At 56.3% G+C, this 17,621-nt stretch carries 26 protein-coding genes; 23 read left to right on the top strand and 3 right to left on the bottom strand.

What is annotated here, in order from left to right:
- Positions 1-445 precede the first annotated feature (445 nt).
- The 3 genes from QUG03_RS17565 (at position 446) to QUG03_RS17555 (ending at position 2,794) form a co-directional block, all read left to right on the top strand.
- The gene (locus QUG03_RS17565; protein WP_500820542.1) at positions 446-907 is read left to right on the top strand and encodes a DUF4124 domain-containing protein; all 462 of its coding nucleotides are present in this window, start codon (positions 446-448) and stop codon (positions 905-907) included.
- A 316-nt stretch (positions 908-1,223) separates the two neighbouring features.
- Positions 1,224-2,213, top strand: a complete 990-nt coding sequence (locus tag QUG03_RS17560) for a hypothetical protein (RefSeq protein ID WP_500820541.1) — start codon at positions 1,224-1,226, stop codon at positions 2,211-2,213.
- A gap of 20 nt (positions 2,214-2,233) precedes the next feature.
- Positions 2,234-2,794: a hypothetical protein gene (locus QUG03_RS17555; protein WP_500820540.1), complete on the top strand. Its 561-nt coding sequence runs from the start codon at positions 2,234-2,236 to the stop codon at positions 2,792-2,794.
- Positions 2,795-3,005: 211 nt separating this feature from the next.
- Here the strand turns inward: QUG03_RS17555 and QUG03_RS17550 are convergent, their stop codons facing one another.
- Positions 3,006-3,365: a GrlR family regulatory protein gene (locus QUG03_RS17550; RefSeq protein ID WP_500820539.1), complete on the bottom strand. Its 360-nt coding sequence runs from the start codon at positions 3,363-3,365 to the stop codon at positions 3,006-3,008.
- Positions 3,366-3,534: 169 nt separating this feature from the next.
- Here QUG03_RS17550 and QUG03_RS17545 point away from each other — a divergent pair, with 169 nt between their 5' ends.
- Together QUG03_RS17545 and QUG03_RS17540 are read left to right on the top strand one after the other, a co-directional pair.
- The gene (locus tag QUG03_RS17545) at positions 3,535-3,879 is read left to right on the top strand and encodes a helix-turn-helix domain-containing protein (RefSeq protein WP_500820538.1); all 345 of its coding nucleotides are present in this window, start codon (positions 3,535-3,537) and stop codon (positions 3,877-3,879) included.
- Positions 3,880-4,004: 125 nt separating this feature from the next.
- A complete protein-coding gene (locus tag QUG03_RS17540) occupies positions 4,005-4,313 on the top strand; it encodes a helix-turn-helix domain-containing protein (RefSeq protein ID WP_500820537.1) in 309 nt (102 codons plus the stop codon).
- A 338-nt stretch (positions 4,314-4,651) separates the two neighbouring features.
- On the opposite strand, the gene QUG03_RS17535 is transcribed toward QUG03_RS17540, so the two are convergent.
- The gene (locus QUG03_RS17535; RefSeq protein ID WP_500820536.1) at positions 4,652-5,146 is read right to left on the bottom strand and encodes a hypothetical protein; all 495 of its coding nucleotides are present in this window, start codon (positions 5,144-5,146) and stop codon (positions 4,652-4,654) included.
- A 290-nt stretch (positions 5,147-5,436) separates the two neighbouring features.
- Between QUG03_RS17535 and QUG03_RS17530 the strand changes: the two genes are divergently transcribed.
- Entirely contained in the window at positions 5,437-6,000 is a 564-nt protein-coding gene (locus QUG03_RS17530; RefSeq protein ID WP_500820535.1) for a DUF8585 domain-containing protein, read from the top strand.
- Between the two features lie 18 nt (positions 6,001-6,018).
- On the opposite strand, the gene QUG03_RS17525 is transcribed toward QUG03_RS17530, so the two are convergent.
- Positions 6,019-6,657 carry a DUF4145 domain-containing protein gene (locus QUG03_RS17525; RefSeq protein WP_500820534.1) on the bottom strand — a complete coding sequence of 213 codons (639 nt, stop codon included), beginning with the start codon at positions 6,655-6,657 and terminating at the stop codon, positions 6,019-6,021.
- Positions 6,658-6,849: 192 nt separating this feature from the next.
- Here QUG03_RS17525 and QUG03_RS17520 point away from each other — a divergent pair, with 192 nt between their 5' ends.
- From QUG03_RS17520 to QUG03_RS17440, 17 genes are all read left to right on the top strand, one after another.
- The gene (locus QUG03_RS17520) at positions 6,850-7,674 is read left to right on the top strand and encodes a hypothetical protein (RefSeq protein ID WP_500820533.1); all 825 of its coding nucleotides are present in this window, start codon (positions 6,850-6,852) and stop codon (positions 7,672-7,674) included.
- Complete coding sequence (locus tag QUG03_RS17515; RefSeq protein ID WP_500820532.1) at positions 7,661-8,263, top strand: hypothetical protein; 603 nt, start codon at positions 7,661-7,663, stop codon at positions 8,261-8,263. The genes QUG03_RS17520 and QUG03_RS17515 overlap by 14 nt, the downstream gene beginning before the upstream one ends.
- A complete protein-coding gene (locus tag QUG03_RS17510; protein ID WP_500820531.1) occupies positions 8,260-8,466 on the top strand; it encodes a hypothetical protein in 207 nt (68 codons plus the stop codon). The genes QUG03_RS17515 and QUG03_RS17510 overlap by 4 nt, the downstream gene beginning before the upstream one ends.
- A complete protein-coding gene (locus QUG03_RS17505; RefSeq protein ID WP_500820530.1) occupies positions 8,466-8,906 on the top strand; it encodes a RusA family crossover junction endodeoxyribonuclease in 441 nt (146 codons plus the stop codon). The genes QUG03_RS17510 and QUG03_RS17505 overlap by 1 nt, the downstream gene beginning before the upstream one ends.
- Before the next feature lie 7 nt (positions 8,907-8,913).
- Positions 8,914-9,300, top strand: a complete 387-nt coding sequence (locus QUG03_RS17500) for a hypothetical protein (protein WP_500820529.1) — start codon at positions 8,914-8,916, stop codon at positions 9,298-9,300.
- A gap of 1 nt (position 9,301) precedes the next feature.
- The gene (locus QUG03_RS17495; RefSeq protein WP_500820528.1) at positions 9,302-9,574 is read left to right on the top strand and encodes a hypothetical protein; all 273 of its coding nucleotides are present in this window, start codon (positions 9,302-9,304) and stop codon (positions 9,572-9,574) included.
- On the top strand, positions 9,558-10,265 hold the full coding sequence (locus QUG03_RS17490) for a hypothetical protein (protein ID WP_500820527.1): 708 nt from the start codon (positions 9,558-9,560) through the stop codon (positions 10,263-10,265). Before QUG03_RS17495 ends, QUG03_RS17490 begins: the two co-directional genes overlap by 17 nt.
- Positions 10,266-10,432: 167 nt before the next feature.
- Entirely contained in the window at positions 10,433-10,630 is a 198-nt protein-coding gene (locus QUG03_RS17485; protein WP_500820526.1) for a hypothetical protein, read from the top strand.
- Positions 10,630-11,013, top strand: a complete 384-nt coding sequence (locus QUG03_RS17480; protein WP_500820525.1) for an HNH endonuclease signature motif containing protein — start codon at positions 10,630-10,632, stop codon at positions 11,011-11,013. Before QUG03_RS17485 ends, QUG03_RS17480 begins: the two co-directional genes overlap by 1 nt.
- On the top strand, positions 11,013-11,207 hold the full coding sequence (locus tag QUG03_RS17475; RefSeq protein WP_500820524.1) for a hypothetical protein: 195 nt from the start codon (positions 11,013-11,015) through the stop codon (positions 11,205-11,207). The genes QUG03_RS17480 and QUG03_RS17475 overlap by 1 nt, the downstream gene beginning before the upstream one ends.
- A 139-nt stretch (positions 11,208-11,346) precedes the next feature.
- A complete protein-coding gene (locus tag QUG03_RS17470) occupies positions 11,347-11,832 on the top strand; it encodes a phage terminase small subunit P27 family (protein WP_500820523.1) in 486 nt (161 codons plus the stop codon).
- A gap of 4 nt (positions 11,833-11,836) precedes the next feature.
- A complete protein-coding gene (locus QUG03_RS17465; protein WP_500820522.1) occupies positions 11,837-13,543 on the top strand; it encodes a terminase large subunit in 1,707 nt (568 codons plus the stop codon).
- The gene (locus tag QUG03_RS17460; protein ID WP_500820521.1) at positions 13,540-13,707 is read left to right on the top strand and encodes a hypothetical protein; all 168 of its coding nucleotides are present in this window, start codon (positions 13,540-13,542) and stop codon (positions 13,705-13,707) included. The genes QUG03_RS17465 and QUG03_RS17460 overlap by 4 nt, the downstream gene beginning before the upstream one ends.
- Positions 13,707-14,972 (top strand): phage portal protein, encoded by a 1,266-nt coding sequence (locus tag QUG03_RS17455; RefSeq protein WP_500820520.1) that lies wholly within the window; start codon positions 13,707-13,709, stop codon positions 14,970-14,972. Before QUG03_RS17460 ends, QUG03_RS17455 begins: the two co-directional genes overlap by 1 nt.
- Complete coding sequence (locus tag QUG03_RS17450; RefSeq protein WP_500820519.1) at positions 14,969-15,931, top strand: S49 family peptidase; 963 nt, start codon at positions 14,969-14,971, stop codon at positions 15,929-15,931. Before QUG03_RS17455 ends, QUG03_RS17450 begins: the two co-directional genes overlap by 4 nt.
- Positions 15,932-16,031: 100 nt before the next feature.
- Positions 16,032-17,354: a phage major capsid protein gene (locus QUG03_RS17445; protein ID WP_500820518.1), complete on the top strand. Its 1,323-nt coding sequence runs from the start codon at positions 16,032-16,034 to the stop codon at positions 17,352-17,354.
- Positions 17,355-17,405: 51 nt separating this feature from the next.
- The gene (locus tag QUG03_RS17440) at positions 17,406-17,621 is read left to right on the top strand and encodes a hypothetical protein (RefSeq protein WP_500820517.1); all 216 of its coding nucleotides are present in this window, start codon (positions 17,406-17,408) and stop codon (positions 17,619-17,621) included.

Below are 17,621 nucleotides of genomic sequence, written 5' to 3'. Positions count from 1 at the left end.
ATCACTATGTCGCATCCCCGAAGAGATGGAAACCGTATCCATACTTACTACCGGCCTCTCCGAGAAGCGGCCATCAAAGATCTTCCACCAATCAGCGCCGCGCCCAGTGGCGACCACGAGGACGGCGGCTCGACATCATCCGTCCTTATCTGATCCCCGCGTCCGCGCTATCACGCTTCATCCGCTGAACCGACCCTTGCTGTTCACCTGCGCTTCGCTCTTCGCAACCGCTTAGGCTTTCCGGTGTCGGTGTAGGACAGGCTCATGGCCTGCTGGCTGCCCGGTGGTCTGGGCTGGTGAGTGAAATTTAGCAGTGTGCTAAACATTATGCAAAACAAAATTTAGCACGAAGCAAAATATTGTTGGGAAAGTGCAACTGTGTGCTTAACGTTTTCCATGGGCAAACGTCATAAAATGCAATCGTCAATTCATGAAGGAGAAGGCCATGCCATTGAGCAAATGCAAGCAAGCCCTTGTTGTGGCTGCCTTGGGCCTGGTCGCCGCGGCGCCGGCGCACGCGATCTTCAAATGCGTGGGAGCGGACGGGAAGGTGACTTACTCGGACGTGGCCTGCAGCGGATCGGTGCGGCACCACACGCTGGACAGCGGCTACATGGAATACGACAGCCGCGACATCCAGCGGCAGGAGCGGTTGCGGCAGAACCGCGAGGCGCGGAAAGAGAACGACCGTCTACGGCAGCAGGCGAGGAACGAGTACCGCAACGCGATAGAGGATGCCGACAAGAAGGATCACCAGCGCAAATGCAAGTTCTATAAGGGCTGGCGCGATGACAACGCCGAGGAGCGCAGCCAGGGTTACAACGGCGCCAAGGACCGAGACCTCAAGTGGCAGGAGCGCTACGTCCAAAACGGCATGAAGGACAACAACTGCAAAGAGTTTGAGTGATATGAAAAGCTATGTTCTCGCCACGACTGGCGAAAAGGTGAAGTGGTATGTGTACCAACGAGACAGTCCGGAGGCCGGCTACACGCTGTCCGACACCCTCGACCTGAGCGCAGCACCGATATGGGGAAACAAGGAGTCTGCCAAGATATCTGCCATTAGGATGGGGCTAAAGACATGGAGATACGTTGTTTTGTGATGTGAGGAATATATTGATATCAGCGCTTAGTAATACTGAAATCATTCAGTTGGTATAAGTTATATTGAAAATTTAAAATATGCATGCATGGTTGGTCTAAGCATGCGAGAGGAGTAGGGTGTGGCAAATTCTCAAAGTAGAGTGTCCAAAAATGTTTACTGTAAGAAAGCAAAAATTTCCTCGAATTCTGGAGCGAATGAAAATCTCCGTGAATTGCTTAGCCGCGCACTGGTAAGGTTTCCAAAAGCACATCAAAGAAAAGAGTGTACAAATTCAGAAGAAACTCAGTTTAGGCTGATAAATAATTTTGCCACATCAGGTGGCGCGCTTTGTGGCATTATGCTTTCGTATGAAAAAAATGCTAATGCTCTTGCATTGTCAGAGGATGAAACAGTCGAGGTCTATGATGTAGACAGTTTTGTTCCGCCAGAAAAAAATGGAAAGCGTAGAGAGTTTCTTGAGGGGTTGCTCTATTTTGCCATACAGGGAAATGCTGTGGCGATTATTCAGTCAAAAGCATTGAGATCTGGTGATTTTGAAAGATACCTTTACTGGCTGCTGAAGGAGGCTTCTCCTGATGGCAAAGGAGTGAATTTTAATTTGACTGATGCAGTAAATGCAAAAATCAAAGAGCGTATTGAAAAAATTCACGTTAAAAGCTTTGAAATGAATGGGCAGCTGGTTGTAGAAAAAGACTCTGATGGAAATACAGTTGAACGCAATAAACAGGAGTCCTCTGTTGAATATGGTTTAGGGGGATTAGGGGTTGATGTTTTTGATGCGCTAAAATCTGCGATGCCAAAGCTTCCGGATTTTAAAGATGCTTTGGACGAAAATATAGACCTGACGTTGCGTATTAAGTACAATAGAGTCATTGGTCCAAAAGCTCAGAATTTGCTAGATCAATTAGCAATGGTGCTTAGAAATTATGAAGATGCCGATACAAAGATCATATTAAATGACGGCGGAGAAATCAACGGTCATGAACTCAAGCTTAAAACAAAGGTTAAAGTAACATCGTTGAATGGTATCTTGTCGCCTGACAGTGTATTTGCTGAGCTTTCTAATCTATTGGTGACGCTAATTAAATCAGGCGATATTGTTGTGTAGTAATAGATACGGGAGGGGTGATGCGCCTATTATCTCGCGCGCTTCTTTGCATGTTGCTTGGATGGTTTGCCGGATTGTATATTGGTTCAACATTTCAACCGTCGCAAGTAGCGGGAATTGCAAAGTGGGGCATTGGTGTTTTTGCCTTTTTGTGGACAGTGCTCTTAGGCTTGATGAGTAAAGTGTCAGATATTACTGATATTCCTGCATTAACCTACGAAGAGCATCTTAGGCTAGATAAAATTGTAAAATTAAAGCTGCGCAATTTATGGGCAGTTAGCAGGATAAATGTACTCTTGTCTGCCTTGTGTTTAATTCCAGTTCTTTCATTAGAGCAGGGTGGCTCAGTTGACCCTATTTTTTGTGGAATTTTTGGACTGGTAATTGGCGCTGGAGTCTTCTGCGTCCTTCTTTATGAGTCGTGGTTAGAAGAACTAAGGGAATTTAGATCAAACCTAAAGGAAAAAGAAAGGTTGGCTAAAGCGATTAACGAAGCTACTAAGCCACTAAAAGAGACTGATGTCATAGCTCCAAAGGGACAAGATCTTGCTGGATTTGGACGTACAGTCAACTCAGACTAGTGTCATAATAATCTAACCCAAACTTAAAGCCCGTTTTCGGGCTTTCTTTGTTTTAAGTATGGCTTCGCGTCACAGCATGCTGCCATCACGTTGCACCTTTGCCCGAAAATTGGTCAATGACTGGTCGATGTAAACGTATCTGGGAGGAGCACGCGAAAAGGTTGGAGTGAAGTTAAACCCCGCATTGCGGGGTTCAGTTTTGATCCCTTTGCTAGACTAGATCAGCCAGTTTCGTGGCTTTGATTTTGAGAACTGTACCTGGTACAGAAGAGCTTGTTCCCTGCAATTCAATAGTGTGTGTTTCAGGGTTAATCGAACCGTTAACCTCAAGCATATAGTTAGTCTGCCCAGGAACTACGGAGGGTATCTGCTCGTTCCAACGGTTTACATGAAGTTTGCCGGCAACACATATTCCATCACCTGATGAAGCCTGTGACTCCAAGGTTCCTTGATAGAAAAACCCATGATCACCACCATTTATCATCCCATTACGCAGCGTAATTGTTCCTGATCCAAAATCAATTGTTCCATTTGTAAAGCGAACCCCATATACACCGTCTCTAATAGCCATATCAAGCTCCATTTATCAAGGTGGGTGGTACTGACACTAGATTGGGGCAAATGGGAAAAATGCAATATGAGTTAGAGAGTAGGGCATGAAGACCGTCTAGTAGGATGGTCGTTAGCATGCTGTCGAAGGTTGAAAGCATACCAACGACGCTGTCCGTGACAATACCCTGATGAACGGACGAGGCAATCGCATCAGAGACGTGCGCATCGCGCGCGGATGGTCACAAGAAACGCTGAGCCGGAAGGCTGGCATCACACGGGGCACTGTATCTGCCCTGGAAAATGGCAACAGCAAGGGCACCACACACTTACTGCCTTTGGCCAAAGCCCTCAACGTGAGCCCGCAGTGGCTGGAAACAGGGAAGGGCTCACGCACTCCAGTGCCGGCACCAGAGAACACCTACATCGCGGCCGAGTCCATCGAAGACCTAGCGCTCCAACTCGTTGACCGAGGTAACGCAGAAATTGCGAAACTTTGGCAACTGATCCTCGACATCAAGTCAAAATCTGAATGATCCGCGCATACAACTGTCCGTCTGGGCAGTTGTTCAGTCTTGTTTTGTCATAACTAGAAACAAAACTTGATACCGGCGATAAGTCGTGCCAAATCTGTACTTACGTAATATCACGTAGATATGCAGTGCAGACGATACATGACAGAGTGCGCTCTCTCAAAAAACGCGACAGAGTTCTGACCAAAGAAATTGCAACGGCCTGCGGAGTTTCCGTCCCGGCCGTGTCCGCCTGGATGCGAACATCAGTGCCGAACAGCGGGCATCTGTCCTTACTCGCACAGTTCTTCAATGTCACTGTGGATTGGCTTGTTCATGGCGAGTTGGACGAAGAAAGGGACGAAATCATCGCGGAGTTGAACATGCTCAGCCCGATGGTGGACACCGAGGGTTTGCATATTGTGCGACTGATGATGCGAAAGCTGGCCTACAAGTAGACAGATTTTTTAAGCGCGACTTAACTGCACTGTCCTAACTACTAATACACACATTTGTCATGGCGACTTAATCTACTCCCCGCAACAGCAACAACAACTTCGCGAGGCGGTAATGGGTAGACTACAAGAACAATGCGTGCATGCCGGCCAGTGTCGTCAGTTCCGGCCATGTTCAACTACAGGCGAGGCAGACGACCTGGTGAGTTTTTTCTATCTGGCAATACGGAGAGATGGGAAAAAGATCATGAACTACGGGGGAGATGTAGCGGGAATGCTGGCAGCGGCCCGGGAGATTTTGAAGAGGGTAGAGCTGCGGTGAGTGGAAAAAGCGACTGGCTTCAGTCGCTTTTTTTGTTGCTGTTTTCGTCTGCGTTGTCGGCCAGCAGTTTGATCAGCTCCAGCACTTCATCATGGCCCCGAGCCTTCACTTGTCTTGCCACCTCAAGGAGGGTATCTGCGACGATTAAGTTATCGGTCGGCAGAACCTCCTCCGAACCATATGCGTGCCTCAGCTCGCCATGCATGCGATCCAACCAACCCTTCTCCAACGACTCGGCTTCTTCAATTCTGCGCGCGAGCTCGTCCCCCAGGCGCCGGTCGCCCTTCTTCACGGAAGAAAGGTAAGAGGCGGCCGTACCTGTTTTTGCAGCAATCGCTGCCGCCTTGCCTCGTCCAGCAAGTATCGAATCCAGGTTGATCCGGCGAATTTCAAAGACATCAAGTTCCATCCCTACATGGTAGGAATGTTTAGCAAGTAGCGAAATAAGCGACTTGTTGAACTTGTGTTGTTCAATGTTTAGCATTGTGCTACATTTTGAATCATGAAACTGCATGAATACCTCCGCACACTGAGCAAGACAGAGCGATCAGAGTTTGCAAAAAAGTGTGGTACATCAGTTGCTTATATGTATCAACTTGCCGGCAAACATCGGACGCCATCGCTTCGTCTGGCCCTCAAAATTGAGCGGCACTCAGAAAACATAGTCAGCGCATCGGGCTGGGGAATGGTTTAACAAGCTGCGCAAGTAGCTCCTGTTTGCAGACTTGCAACACTCCCAAGGTCAGGGCGTCGAGATCATCAATCACGGGATAATGCTATGTCATTAGGCCCAAAGGAAACACGATGCAAATGTCTCACTTTGTATCTCCCACCGACACACTGCTTGCGTGGGCTCTTCAGCAGATGGAAGAAACGCGCCAGCCGATTGCCCAGTTCGCCGAGGCGCTGACCGACAACTACCTGGCCATGACGCCGGAAGGCCGGCGAGCCTGCCCGCTGGAGGAAATCCCGGTCGATGGGACGGTGGACGACTTCTTCGCGATCAAACGCAAGAACGCGCTGGTAACTGATCGCTGGCTCAAGCGAAACGTGAAACTCCCGTTGGAGATCCTGGATGCCTGGATAGCTACCCTGGAAGGTAAGTACCGCGACGGGTGCCTGGCCGACCTGTTGAAGGTCCACGGCATGCTGGCGGTGGCCAACGACACCACCGCCGACGCGGCAACGCTGGGCGCCACGATGCGCACCACCGCCGACCTGTTCGTACACCTCGCCGAGATCATCGCGGACGGCAAGGTGGACCACGACGACCGCGAGCAGATCAAGCACGCGCGCCAGGCCATGCGCCAGATCGCCGGGCAGTTGGCAGGCTGGGAGCTGGAGTTCGCCAAGGTGGATGAGAAGTAGAGAAATCTTATGGGCAAATCAATCCATCTTTGCCGGCTTAGCTTGCTCTACCTGGGCAGGCAAGGAATACAGGTAGATGAGCAAAAACCGTGTCAACTCATGCATTTGAGTGCAGAGCTCTTCGTCGGCCTCGTCATCCCCGTGAATAGCCTCATTGCCATCCAAGCGGAGTTGGTGAGCCCACTCTTGAAGAGCTGGGGTGATCCTGTGCTCTGCAGCAAGTTTATCAATACGCTTTTCAAGCTTCCACGCTTCAATCTCAGGGGCAAAGCCTTTCAAAGCCAACTCCATTGTCCTGCGATAGCTGGCACATGCTGGAGAGAACAGACGAGACTTGCGGGCTTTTGCCGAATCAATAAATGCTCGAGAAACATTATCAGGCAGGTTTTTAGGGATTTCGATTGCTTCAGGTTTTGGAAAAATAGCAATACTTCGAACCAAATTGAGCGCATCTGCTCCTGTCAAGTTAAGTTGATAGGCCATTGGATCATTCATGTTGGTCATATCAATGACAGCACAAATTGGTTGAGAGCATGCTGGGCAAGTTGCGAGCACATTCCAGCATCCTCCAAACCGGGGGTTTTGCCGAGAAGCAGTGATAGGAAAGCTAACCTTACTTCCATTGCAATGCGGACAGTCGTGCAAAAGGACAGCCATGAACAACTCCAGTCTTGAAAACATTATTCAGCATGACATCGAGATTTCGAATGTTATCAAAAACTGGCCTGAACGTGCGCACACTCTGTTGATGCAACAGTACCTAATCAGCAGAGAAAAGGAGGTGTTCGTTAGCGCTTTGATTGGTCAACTCTGTGTCATGCATTCAATGAAGAAGCTACAGGGTGGCGTATGAGCAATCAATGGCTAAGGCTCTGGCACGACATGCCGAACGATCCAAAGTGGCGGACGATTAGCCGCATTTCTGGGCAACCTATTGCGCTGGTGCAAGCTGTCTATTTGCACTTACTAGTGGATGCGTCACGCAATGTCACGCGAGGTCACGTGACAGTCACGGCGGAAGATTTATCCAGTGCCCTCGACGTGACAGAGGGTGAAATTTTGGCCATTCAAGACGCCATGCAGGGCCGCGTACTGGACGGGAAAAAGCTCTCTGGATGGGATGGCCGTCAACCTAAACGCGAGGACTCCGGAGATGAGCAAACCGGCGCAAAGTCAGCAACAGAGCGGAAGAGAGAGCAGCGGCAACGTGAAAAAGAGGCCAAAGAGCTTTCCAAGTCACGGCAATGTCACGACGAGTCACGCAATGTCACGCTAGATAAAGATACAGATAAAGATAAACCCACCTCACTACGTTCGGTGGGTGAGGGCGCGCGTGACATCTGCGAAGGCATCCCTGTCCCTGACGACTTTCAACCGGCCAGGATGGACGCGGCAAAGGCACCATCCCTTGGCCTGAACCTGGAGACCGAGGTTGAGCGCTTCGTCGCTCACTACCAGGCGAAAAGCGAAACCCGTGCCGACCTCAAAGCCTGGGAGGCCCAGTTCCGCAAGTGGATGCTGGACCAGCAGCAGTACAACGCCGACCGGGACAAGGTGACCGAGTCCCGAATGCAGACCAAGCAATCCAGCCGTGCTGCTGACTGTGCCGCGCTTGGCGTGGGTTCCCAATACCGTGAAGTCCCGTACCTGGAGGCCGCCAATGAGTTCCGCTGATTCGCAAACCATCCGCTTCGTCTTCCGCACTCTGCGCGGTCGCTTTGGAAACGGCTTCGTGGACAAGTTCCGGACCGATGACGAGAAGGTGTTCGATGCCGTCACGGGGAAGATGGTTGACCCTGGCTTGCTGGAGGCCATGGACGTCTGGGCCTACGAGCTCCGGAAATTGAACAATGCGGACATCCAGCATGGCCTGACTTGCCGCTTCAAGTACCCGCCAAGCGCGGATGAGTTCGTGATGGCCTGCTGCACCCGCGAGTTTCAACCGCCGGCGCCAGAGTACAACCCGAACCAGCTCACCGGACCGAGGATGAGTCGTGAAGAGTCCGTGGCCCAAATGGCCGAGGTAAAGCGCGCGGCTCGCAGCATGGCCTTCCCGGCAGACAGCGCCCGTAAGTTGGATTGGGCGTTCAGGATCGCCGAGGAGGCCGGCAGGGGCGTCTATCGCGGGGGAATGATCGGCAAGCGAATGGCCGCAGAGGCCATCCGGGATTCGGGTAAGCAGGTGCCGCCGGCGTTGGTCCAGTACCTGCAGGGGTCGAACATGATGCATGCCGCCAATGACCACGGGGAGGAAGCCGCGTGACCGAATGGACGAAGGCTGCCGACGACACGAGGGAGTGGCGCGGCTACAGCGTCGTGAAATATGGCCACGGCGCCAGCGGCGACCCGATCTACCGGGCGTTCACGCCGGAGGGAGCCATGCTCTCGGTTGGCGCCGGCCCGGCCCAGGACCACATGGCGCGGTGCGAGGAGCACTACGCCAACACGAACAAGAAAGGGCAGTGATGAACATTTCGTTTTTTGTGCCAGGCGCGCCGGTGGGCAAAGGCCGCCCCAAGGTGAGCAGCCGCGGCGGCAAGTTCGCCCAGATGTACACGCCGGAGAAGACCGCGAACTATGAATCCCTCATCGCCCTGGCGGCTCAGGAGGCAATGGACGGCAACCCGCTGATCGCCGGCCCCGCTGACGTTGAAATCTCCATGTTCCTGCCGGTGCCGACCAGCTGGAGCAAGAAGAAGCAGACGGCCGCGCTGCAGGGCCAGGTGTACCCGACGAAGAAGCCGGACGCGGACAACGTGATCAAGGCCATCTTCGACGGCATCAACGGCGTGGTCTGGGTGGATGACGTCCAGGCCTGCGACATCGTCGTGCGGAAACGCTACGCGGATAAGCCCGGCGTGGAAGTGACCGTGCGCGAGATCGCCGGCGCACTGTTCGCGGCGTGAGGCGGCCATGATCGAACCGGCAGCAGCATTGGCGCAGTGGGGCAAGTGGCTGAACGACAGCGGCAGCTGGCGCGGCACCACATTTTCGATTGAAGGGCGCTACGCCAGCGACCCGGAGCGCTACCGGTTCGCCGAGGATGCCGAGACGGCGAGGCGCCGCTGCGAGGTCCGCTATAGCCCGCTGATCGCCAACCAGGTGGAGCAGATGGTGAACCAGTTGCATCAGGGCGAGAAGGCGGCGCTCCGCGCGCGCCACGTGCATTATCCGCATCTGGCGAACGAGGACATCGCGCGCCGGCTGGCGATGAGCGCCCGGGCCTTCGACACTCTGCTGCTGGCTGCCACGGTGCGATTTGGACAAGCGTGGCGAAACCAATGTAGGAATGTAGCGTAAAATGCAGAAACCACGTGGCAATGGATTGTCCGCAAAAATCTGCTATTTGCTCTTGGATACACCAAGGCCATTATTCTTGGGAGAAATAGAGGCGGCTCTTGGTTTTGAATTTTCTGCTTCTGAAATAATGTCAGCTTTGGTTAAGCTAAGAAAAAGAGGGAGTGTAGCTTCGGAGATTAAAGACCGAGATGGTGCGGGAAGGAAAAAGTCCAATGCTTATTATTTATGTGTCAGTGATTTTATAGGTGGCAATACCCATGATGGTTTTAAGTGATGTTTTTGAGTTTTTATCTAGAATCTGGGGCGCTATAGATGTTGAGTATTTTAAATGGATAGGCTTGCTGTTTTCGAGCACTCTCCTTGCTGCGATTGTCAATGCTTTTGTAAATATCAAAATGCAGAGCAAGCAGCACGAAAAAGATAGGGAAAAGGATGAGAAGCAAATAAACCATGTGCTGCTTGGTATTGCTTTTGATCTTGAGAGGTTTGCAAAAAATGTAAAAAAAAGGGTGTTTGATATTGATGATAGCATTCATGAAATGCATGTGATCCATGATTATAGTGCCTTAAAAAATATACCGAATTGGATTGAATTTGATTATGGATCAGTCGCCAACTGGGAGTTGGTGTCAATTGATGTGACGGCTAGGTTGAATAGATTTCGCGATGAGGTTATGGAATATCGTGAATGGATTATAGGGTACTATAATTCAGTTGGAGACATAGAAGATGCATACAAAAAAGAGCAAGAAGTATTAATATTTATGGGGTACAAGGCATTGGTTATTGCATTGGAAATATATGCAACACTGAAGCTGAGTGCTGGGCATGTAAATGCAATCAAAAAACACTTTAGGTACTTTAACGCCAGTGTTGAAAAAATTGAAGTGCAAGAAGAAATTGTTTTGCCGGACTTTTGTTTGGAGGTGATAGAGCAAAGGAAGTTAAGTGGTGGCTTCATATAGCTTATTCTGTGCGATGCTATTTCTGGCATATATGCCGAAAGCGACGCCCGGTTCCAATATCCACGGGGATTCGCTATATTGACGACGTGGTGGCGAAGCTACGCACAACAAAGACGACCTGGCCCGACAGTTAACTCTGTCGGGCCCTTTTTATTTCCGGAGGCGGTATGCACATGCGGCAAACGCGGGTTGTTCATGACGCCCTGGGGTTGGCCCACGGTCAACATGTCCTGATGCCTTCCGGCCAGGCCGCGCGCGTCGCCGAAATCAAGCTGCATTCCATCGTGTTCGAATACCTGGGGCTGCGCCAGCGCGAGTTGGTCGAGTTGTCGCGGGAGCATGTCCGCCAGGGCGTCAGGTTCTGATGGCGGGCTCGCCCAAGCGGCTCTGTGGCCGGCCCGGTTGCGGCGCCCTGGTGACGCCGCCGGCGCGCTACTGCCCAACGCATGCCGAGAGCGAGCGCAAGCTGGCCGCCGAGGCGGACGCACGGCGCGGCACCCGTACCGAGCGCGGCTATTCGAACGCGTGGATCAAGGCGTCAATCGGCTACCGCCGCAAGAACCCATGGTGCGTGACCTGTAAGCGCGCTGGCCGGTTGGAGCCATCAGCGTGCGTGGACCACATCAAGCCGCATGGCGGCGACCAGGCGCTGTTCTGGGATAAAGCCAACTGGCAGGCGCTGTGCTGGCGTTGCCACTCGGAGAAGACCGCCCGCGAGGATGGTGGATTCGGGAATGGGAGACGCTGATGCGGTTGATCGTGGCGATTGTTCTGGCCCTGCTGGCAGGCTGCGGCGAGTCCCCCGCATGCCGCCCGACGGGTGAGATTGGATACCAGCAGCAGGCGATGATCGCCGGCAACGTGTACATCCCCTACAAGGCCAAGGTCGAACGGTATCAATGCACCGATGGCGTTGATCGCTGGTGGAAGACGGACGCTTGAGTCTGCTGCGGTGCGAACTGTTCGCGCTTGAACCATGCCAGGGGGTAGGGGGGGGTAAATCCTTCGCGGGATTCGGCCAGCCGGAACCGCGTGCTTCCCTCGATTTTTTTTCCCGCGAAATAAAAAATTTGGGGGTGCGATGGCCCGAGCGCCAGGGGGAGGACGGAAGCCGAAGCCGACCCATCTCAAGATCGTCACCGGCAACCCGGGTAAGCGCGCGCTGAACAAGGCGGAGCCGGAGTATTCATCCGTGCCGGCCGCGCCGCCGCCGGACTGGCTTTCGCCGCTGGCCGTTGAGAAGTGGGAAGAGCTGGCGCCGCTGCTGTCCGGCACCAAGGTGTTGACCGATGTCGACCTGCACAACCTCGAAGTGTTCTGCCAGGCCTATGCGCGCTGGCGGGAAGCCGAGGATAGCGTCAGCAAGAAGGGCGTGATTGTTGACACGCCGTTCGGGCCGAAGAAGAACCCGGCCTGCACCGTCATCAACGAGACCAGCCGGCAGCTGGCCGCCTTCGGCGCCATGCTTGGCCTGGACCCATCCAGCCGAAGCAGGCTCGGAACGGCCGGCGCGGCCACGAAGACAACCAACCGGTTTACCGGGCTGCTGAAAAAGAAAGCGTCATGAAACGATGGCATACCCCCACGTCACCGCGGCTACCAGGTGGGCGCGTGATGTGGTGGCAGGCCGCTTCCCGGCAGGGAAGTGGACGCGGCTTTCCGCTCAGCGCTTCATTGATGACCTAGACCGCGCAAAAACCAAAGGCTTCCCGTACAAGCTGGACAAGGCGGAGGCCGAGCGCTCCTGCTGCTTCGTCGAAGAGCTTCCGCACACAAAGGGCAAGTGGGCGCGGTCGGCCGAGACTATCAAGCTCGGCGCCTGGCAGTGCTTCATCTTCGTCAACGTCTTCGGCTGGGTCCACAAGAAGACTGGGCTCCGACGCTTCCGCGAGGCGTACAACGAGATCCCACGGAAGAACGGCAAGTCGGTGTTGGCGGCCGGCGTCGGCCTGTACTGCTTTGTTGCGGATGGGGAGTTTGGCGCCGAGGTGTATTCGGGCGCATCCAGCGAAAAGCAGGCTTGGGAGGTTTTCCGACCGGCCAAGCAGATGCTGGAGAGGACACAGGATCTGCTAGACGCCTCCGGCGCGGAGGTCTACGCGAAGGCCATGGCCATCCCCGAGGATGGCAGCCGATTCGAGCCTGTGATTGGGAAGCCGGGCGACGGTGCGTCGCCATCCTGCGCGCTGATCGACGAATACCACGAGCACGACTCGTCTGATCTGTACGACACAATGATTTCCGGCATGGGGGCACGCGAGCAGCCGCTGGCCTTCATCATCACGACCTCAGGCTTCAACCTGGCCGGGCCGTGTTACGAAAAGAGGATCGAAGCGGAGAAGGTGCTGCAGGGGCTGGTGGAGAACAACGAACTGTTCTGCATCATGTTCAGCGCCGACGATGATGACGACCCTTATGCGCCGGGAACGCTGATCAAGGCAAACCCGAACTGGGGAATATCCGTTGATCCGGATTTCATGCTCAGCCAGCAGAGGCAGGCTGCGCAGAACGCCAGCATGCAGGTTCGTTTCAAGACGAAGCACCTGAACATCTGGTGCTCGGCGAAATCGGCCTGGATCAACATGGCGGAGTGGCACGCCGCTGGCGACGAGACGTTGAGGGAGAAGGACTTCCTCGGTGAAGAGTGCGTGGCCGCGTATGACCTAGCCAGCAAGCTGGACTTTGCAACGCGGGTCAAAATCTTTGCTCGTAAGCACGCGGAAACCGGGCGAACCCACTATTACGTGTTCGCTCACCACTATCTGCCCGAGGCGACGCTGGAGGCGGAGGACAACCCGAACCGGGCCGCCTATGTGCGGTGGCGAAACGCCGGCTGGATCGAACAGCACGATGGGACGGAGAACGACTTCGCCATGATCCTGCAGGATCTTGAGGGCATCCCGACGCGGTTCCAAGTGCGTGAGTTCTGCCAAGACAAGTTCGGCGCGGCCTGGATCGCCCAGCAACTGACCGCTGGCGGCGCCACCGTGGTGGACGTGCCGATGAAGGCCATGTACCTGACGCCGGCCATGCGCGAGATTGAGGCGGCGCTGCGCTCAGGGCGGATGCATCACAACGGCGACCCGGTGCTGGCCTGGATGATGTCCAACGTCACCGCACGGGCGGACAAAAACGACAACCTGTTCCCGGACAAGCAGAGCGCGCAGAACAAGATCGACGGCGCCGTGGCGCTGATCATCGGCATGACGCGCGCGATGAATCCGGAGCAGCCGGACAGCGGTTTCAAGTCCGCCTACGAGGACGAGGTTTATATATGAGCAACACGGACAAGCTCACCATGCTGGTGGGCCTGGCGGGGGCCGCTGCGGTTACGACCGGAGCGGCCCTTCTTCATTCCGCTGCCGGCTGGATTGTCGGCGGCGGCTTCGCCCTGGTGTGGTCGTTCATGACGGCACGGGCGGCGGCTCGGAGGACTGGCTAATGTTCTCCTCACAGCAGTTTGGCGTTCAGGATGCGGCCAACCCGGAGCGCGGCTGGATATCCAGCCTGATGGGCGCCGGGGCGCGCAGCGCCGCGGGCGTTCGGGTTTCGCCTGAAAAGGCGCTGGCGCTGACTACGCTGCAGGCGTGCGTGACGCAGATCGCCGAATCTGTTGCCCAGCTTCCCTGCGAGCTGTACCGGCGCGATGGAGAAAACCGAGTTCGGGCTACGGAGCACCCGGTTTACTCGCTGATTCATCATGCGCCTAACCAGTGGCAGACCTCGTTTGAATACCGTGAGCAACAGCAGATTTCGGCTGGGCTGCGTGGTGCCGCCTACAGCTTTATCGAGCGTGATGCGGCAGGCTACCCGGTGGCGCTGATTCCGCTGGACCATCCCAAAGTCACGGTCCTGAAAGGTGAGGACTTGCTCCCGTACTTCCGGATCGGCAGCAACCCGGCGATGCCGATGCGGATGATCCACCATGTCCGCTGGTTCACCCTCAATGGCTATACCGGCGTGAGCCCGGTGCAACTGCACTGCGACACCATCGGGCTGGCCCTTGCAACGCAAGACCACGCCAGCCAGGTTTTTGCCAACGGCACCCACCTGGCCGGCGTGTTGGAGCGGCCGGCGGTGGTGGGGCAAACCACGTTGGAGCCGTTGAAGAAAGACCGGGTTCAGGACATTAAAGATAGCTGGCGGGCGGAGTACGCCGGCACCAGCAACGCGATGAAGGTGGCGGTACTGCAAGACGGCATGTCTTTCCGGCCGCTGTCGATGACCAACGAGGATGCGCAGCTGATCGACAGCCGCAAGCTGTCGGCGCTGGAGATCGCCCAGATCTACAAGATGCCGCCGCACAAAGTCGGGCTGCTGGACCGGGCTACCAACAACAACATCGAGCACCAGGCGATTGAGTTCGTCGTCTACTGCCTGATGCCGTGGCTGCGCCGGCATGAGCAGGCCATGATGCGCGACCTGCTGCTGCCGGAAGAGCGCGACGAGTACTACATCGAGTTCAACGTGGGCGGCCTGCTGCGCGGCGACACGCAGACCCGCTATGCCGCGTATGCGGTGGGGCGGCAATGGGGCTGGCTTTCGGTCAACGACATCCGCCGGCTGGAAAACTTGCCGCCGATCCCGGGCGGCGAAATCTACCTGCAGCCGCTGAACATGGTTCACGCCGGCGCGGGGTTGCCGAAAGGGGCGGGGGCTTCGGCCGACGCCATCGACGCCATTCACAAGATTCTGGAGACCCAATGAGAAAGCATCTTTTCCTGCACCAGCTGTTCAACACGCCGCACATGGTGCTGCCGGACATGCTGCATGAAGCGGTGGCCTGGGCCGGCCAGCGCATGGGCGTCAACCTGCAGCAGGTCAACATCGGTTTGCCGATGACTGCTTGGAAGGACGACGGCGACCACGGCGAAGTGCAAGCAGTGTCCGCCGAGGACCGGCGCATGGAGGCCGCGCGCGGCAGCGGCGTGCTGGTGCTGCCGGTCGCCGGCATCTTGGTGCCGCGGACCAACGATGTAGGGCTGTGCTCGAACCAGGCTAGCTATGAAGGCCTGCGCAGCCAGATGAATGCCGGACTCAACGACCCGAGCATTGAGCACATCGTTGTGGACCTGGCCACGCCCGGCGGCGCGGTGTCCGGCTGCTTCGAGTTCGTGGACGACATCCGCGCCGGTCGCGACATCAAACCGATTACGGCGCTGGTTCACTACAGCGCGTTCAGTGCCGGCTACGCCATCGCCAGCGCCTGCAGCGACATCGTGCTGTCGAAGACGTCCGGCGTTGGCTCCATCGGCGTGATCATGAAGCACGCCGATTTCAGCCAGAAGCTGGAAAACGAGGGGGTGAAGGTTACGACCCTCTACCGCGGCGCGCGCAAAGACGATATGTCGCAGACCGGGCCGCTGAGCGAGGAGGCCATGGCCGCCGCCGACAGCATGCTGGACCACTACTACGAAATGTTCTGCGACACCGTCGCGAGGAACCTCGGCATGAAGGTGGCTGACGTGAAAGGCACCGAGGCCGGGCTGTTTTACGGCGGCAAGGCCATCGAGGCCGGACTGGCCCACACTTTGGAAAGCCAGCAGCAGGCAGTGAACCGCATCGCCGCCGGCGTCGCCGCCAAGCGTGCCCGTGTGCCGAAAGCACGCGGCAGCACTCAGGCCATTGCCGCATCCATGGCCATGAGCCTGAACCTGAAACTCTGATCCAACGCGCCGCCGCACGGCGACGACAACCCAGCTCCGAAAGGAGCTTTTTTTATTTCTACCGCCGAGAGGCGGTTTTTTTTCGTCTGGAGAAAACCGAATGTCGAAGATCGTAGAACTGAAGCGCCGCCGTGCCGAACTGTCCGCCAAGGTGGCCGAGATGGCCGCCCTGGAGACTGCCGGCGAGGTGATGAGCGCCGAGCAGATCGAGCAGATCAATGCCATGCACGCCGAGTTCAACCAACTCGGCGCGCAGCTGCAACGGCTGGAAGCTGCCGAGCAGATGCAGGCGGCAGCTGCCGTTCAGGTGGAGAGCCTGAACGCTCAAGGCGCGCCGCCGGAGAGCAAGCCGTTTGCCCAGCCCGCCGGCCCGAAGGTCGCCGGTGCCGGTGTAGCTCACCTGGCCATGGCCCTGATCGAGGCGCAAGGCAACTACCAAGCCGCTGCCGACATCGCCGACAAGCGCGGCTACGGCGCCGAAGTGGCCGCCGCCCTGAATACCGCCACCCCCTCGGCAGGCGGCGTGCTGGTGCCGACCAACCTGGCGAGCGAAGTGATCGAGTTGCTGCGCCCGAAAACCGTGGTTCGCCGCCTGGGAGCCCGCTCGCTGCCGCTCAACAACGGCAACTTGACCATCCCGCGGCTGAAGGGCGGCGCGCAGGTCGGCTACATCGGCACCGATACTGATGCCCCGGTCACCGGCGCTCAGTTCGACGACCTGAAGCTGTCGTCCAAGAAGATGGCCGCGCTGGTGCCGATCAGCAACGACCTGCTGGCCAACTCGGGCATCAGCCCCAACGTGGACCGCGTCGTTGTGGACGATCTGACCTCGGCCGTCGGCGCTCGCGAGGACAAGGCGTTCCTGCGCGATGACGGCAGTGGCAACCTGCCCAAAGGCCTGCGCAACTGGGTGCTGCCGGGCAATGTGTTCCCGGCGCCGGCGATTGCCGCCATCGACGCCGCGGCGCTGCAGGCCATCGAGTTGTTCCTCAATACGCTGATCCTGGCGCTGGAAGGCGTCGACGCCAATATGGTGCAGCCGGGCTGGGTGATGTCGCCGCGCACCTTCCGTTTCTTGGAAGGCCTGCGCGACATGAAGGGCAACAAGGTTTATCTGGAGCTGGGCCAGAAGCAGCTGAAAGGCTACCCGGTCGGCCTGACCACGCAAATACCCAACAACCTGGGCGCCGGCGGCGACGAGTCGGAGCTGTATTTTGCCGACTTCGCCGATTGCTTCATCGGCGAGGACCAGGCCTTGATGATCGACTTCTCCAAGGAGGCGACCTACAAGGACGGCGACGGCAACGTCATCAGCGCCTTCCAGCGCGATCAGACCCTGATCCGCGTGATCGCCAAACACGATTTCGGCCCGCGCCACCGCGAGTCGATCGCCATCGGCACCGGGGTGAAGTGGGGCAAGTAAGGCAGTAGCGGCCGGGCTTCCGGCCGCGAACAACTCAAGCTGGAGATCGAGATGGAAAAACTCGTAGTCAAATTTTTGAAGCCTCACGGCATCTACACCCCCGGCGATGTCGCCGGCTTCGACGAGTCGGACAAGGAGCGGCTGGAAAAACTGGCCGAGGCCGGGGTCGTTGGGCCGTATCAAGCCGACAAGGCGGACGAAGGCGGCGACGCTAACAAGCGGCAAGGCAGCACCGGCCGCCGCGGTGCCACCGGCGAGGCCAGCTGA

This window comes from Chromobacterium sp. CCUG 30098, from assembly GCF_059916605.1.
This window is presented reverse-complemented; position numbering and strand designations above follow the sequence as displayed.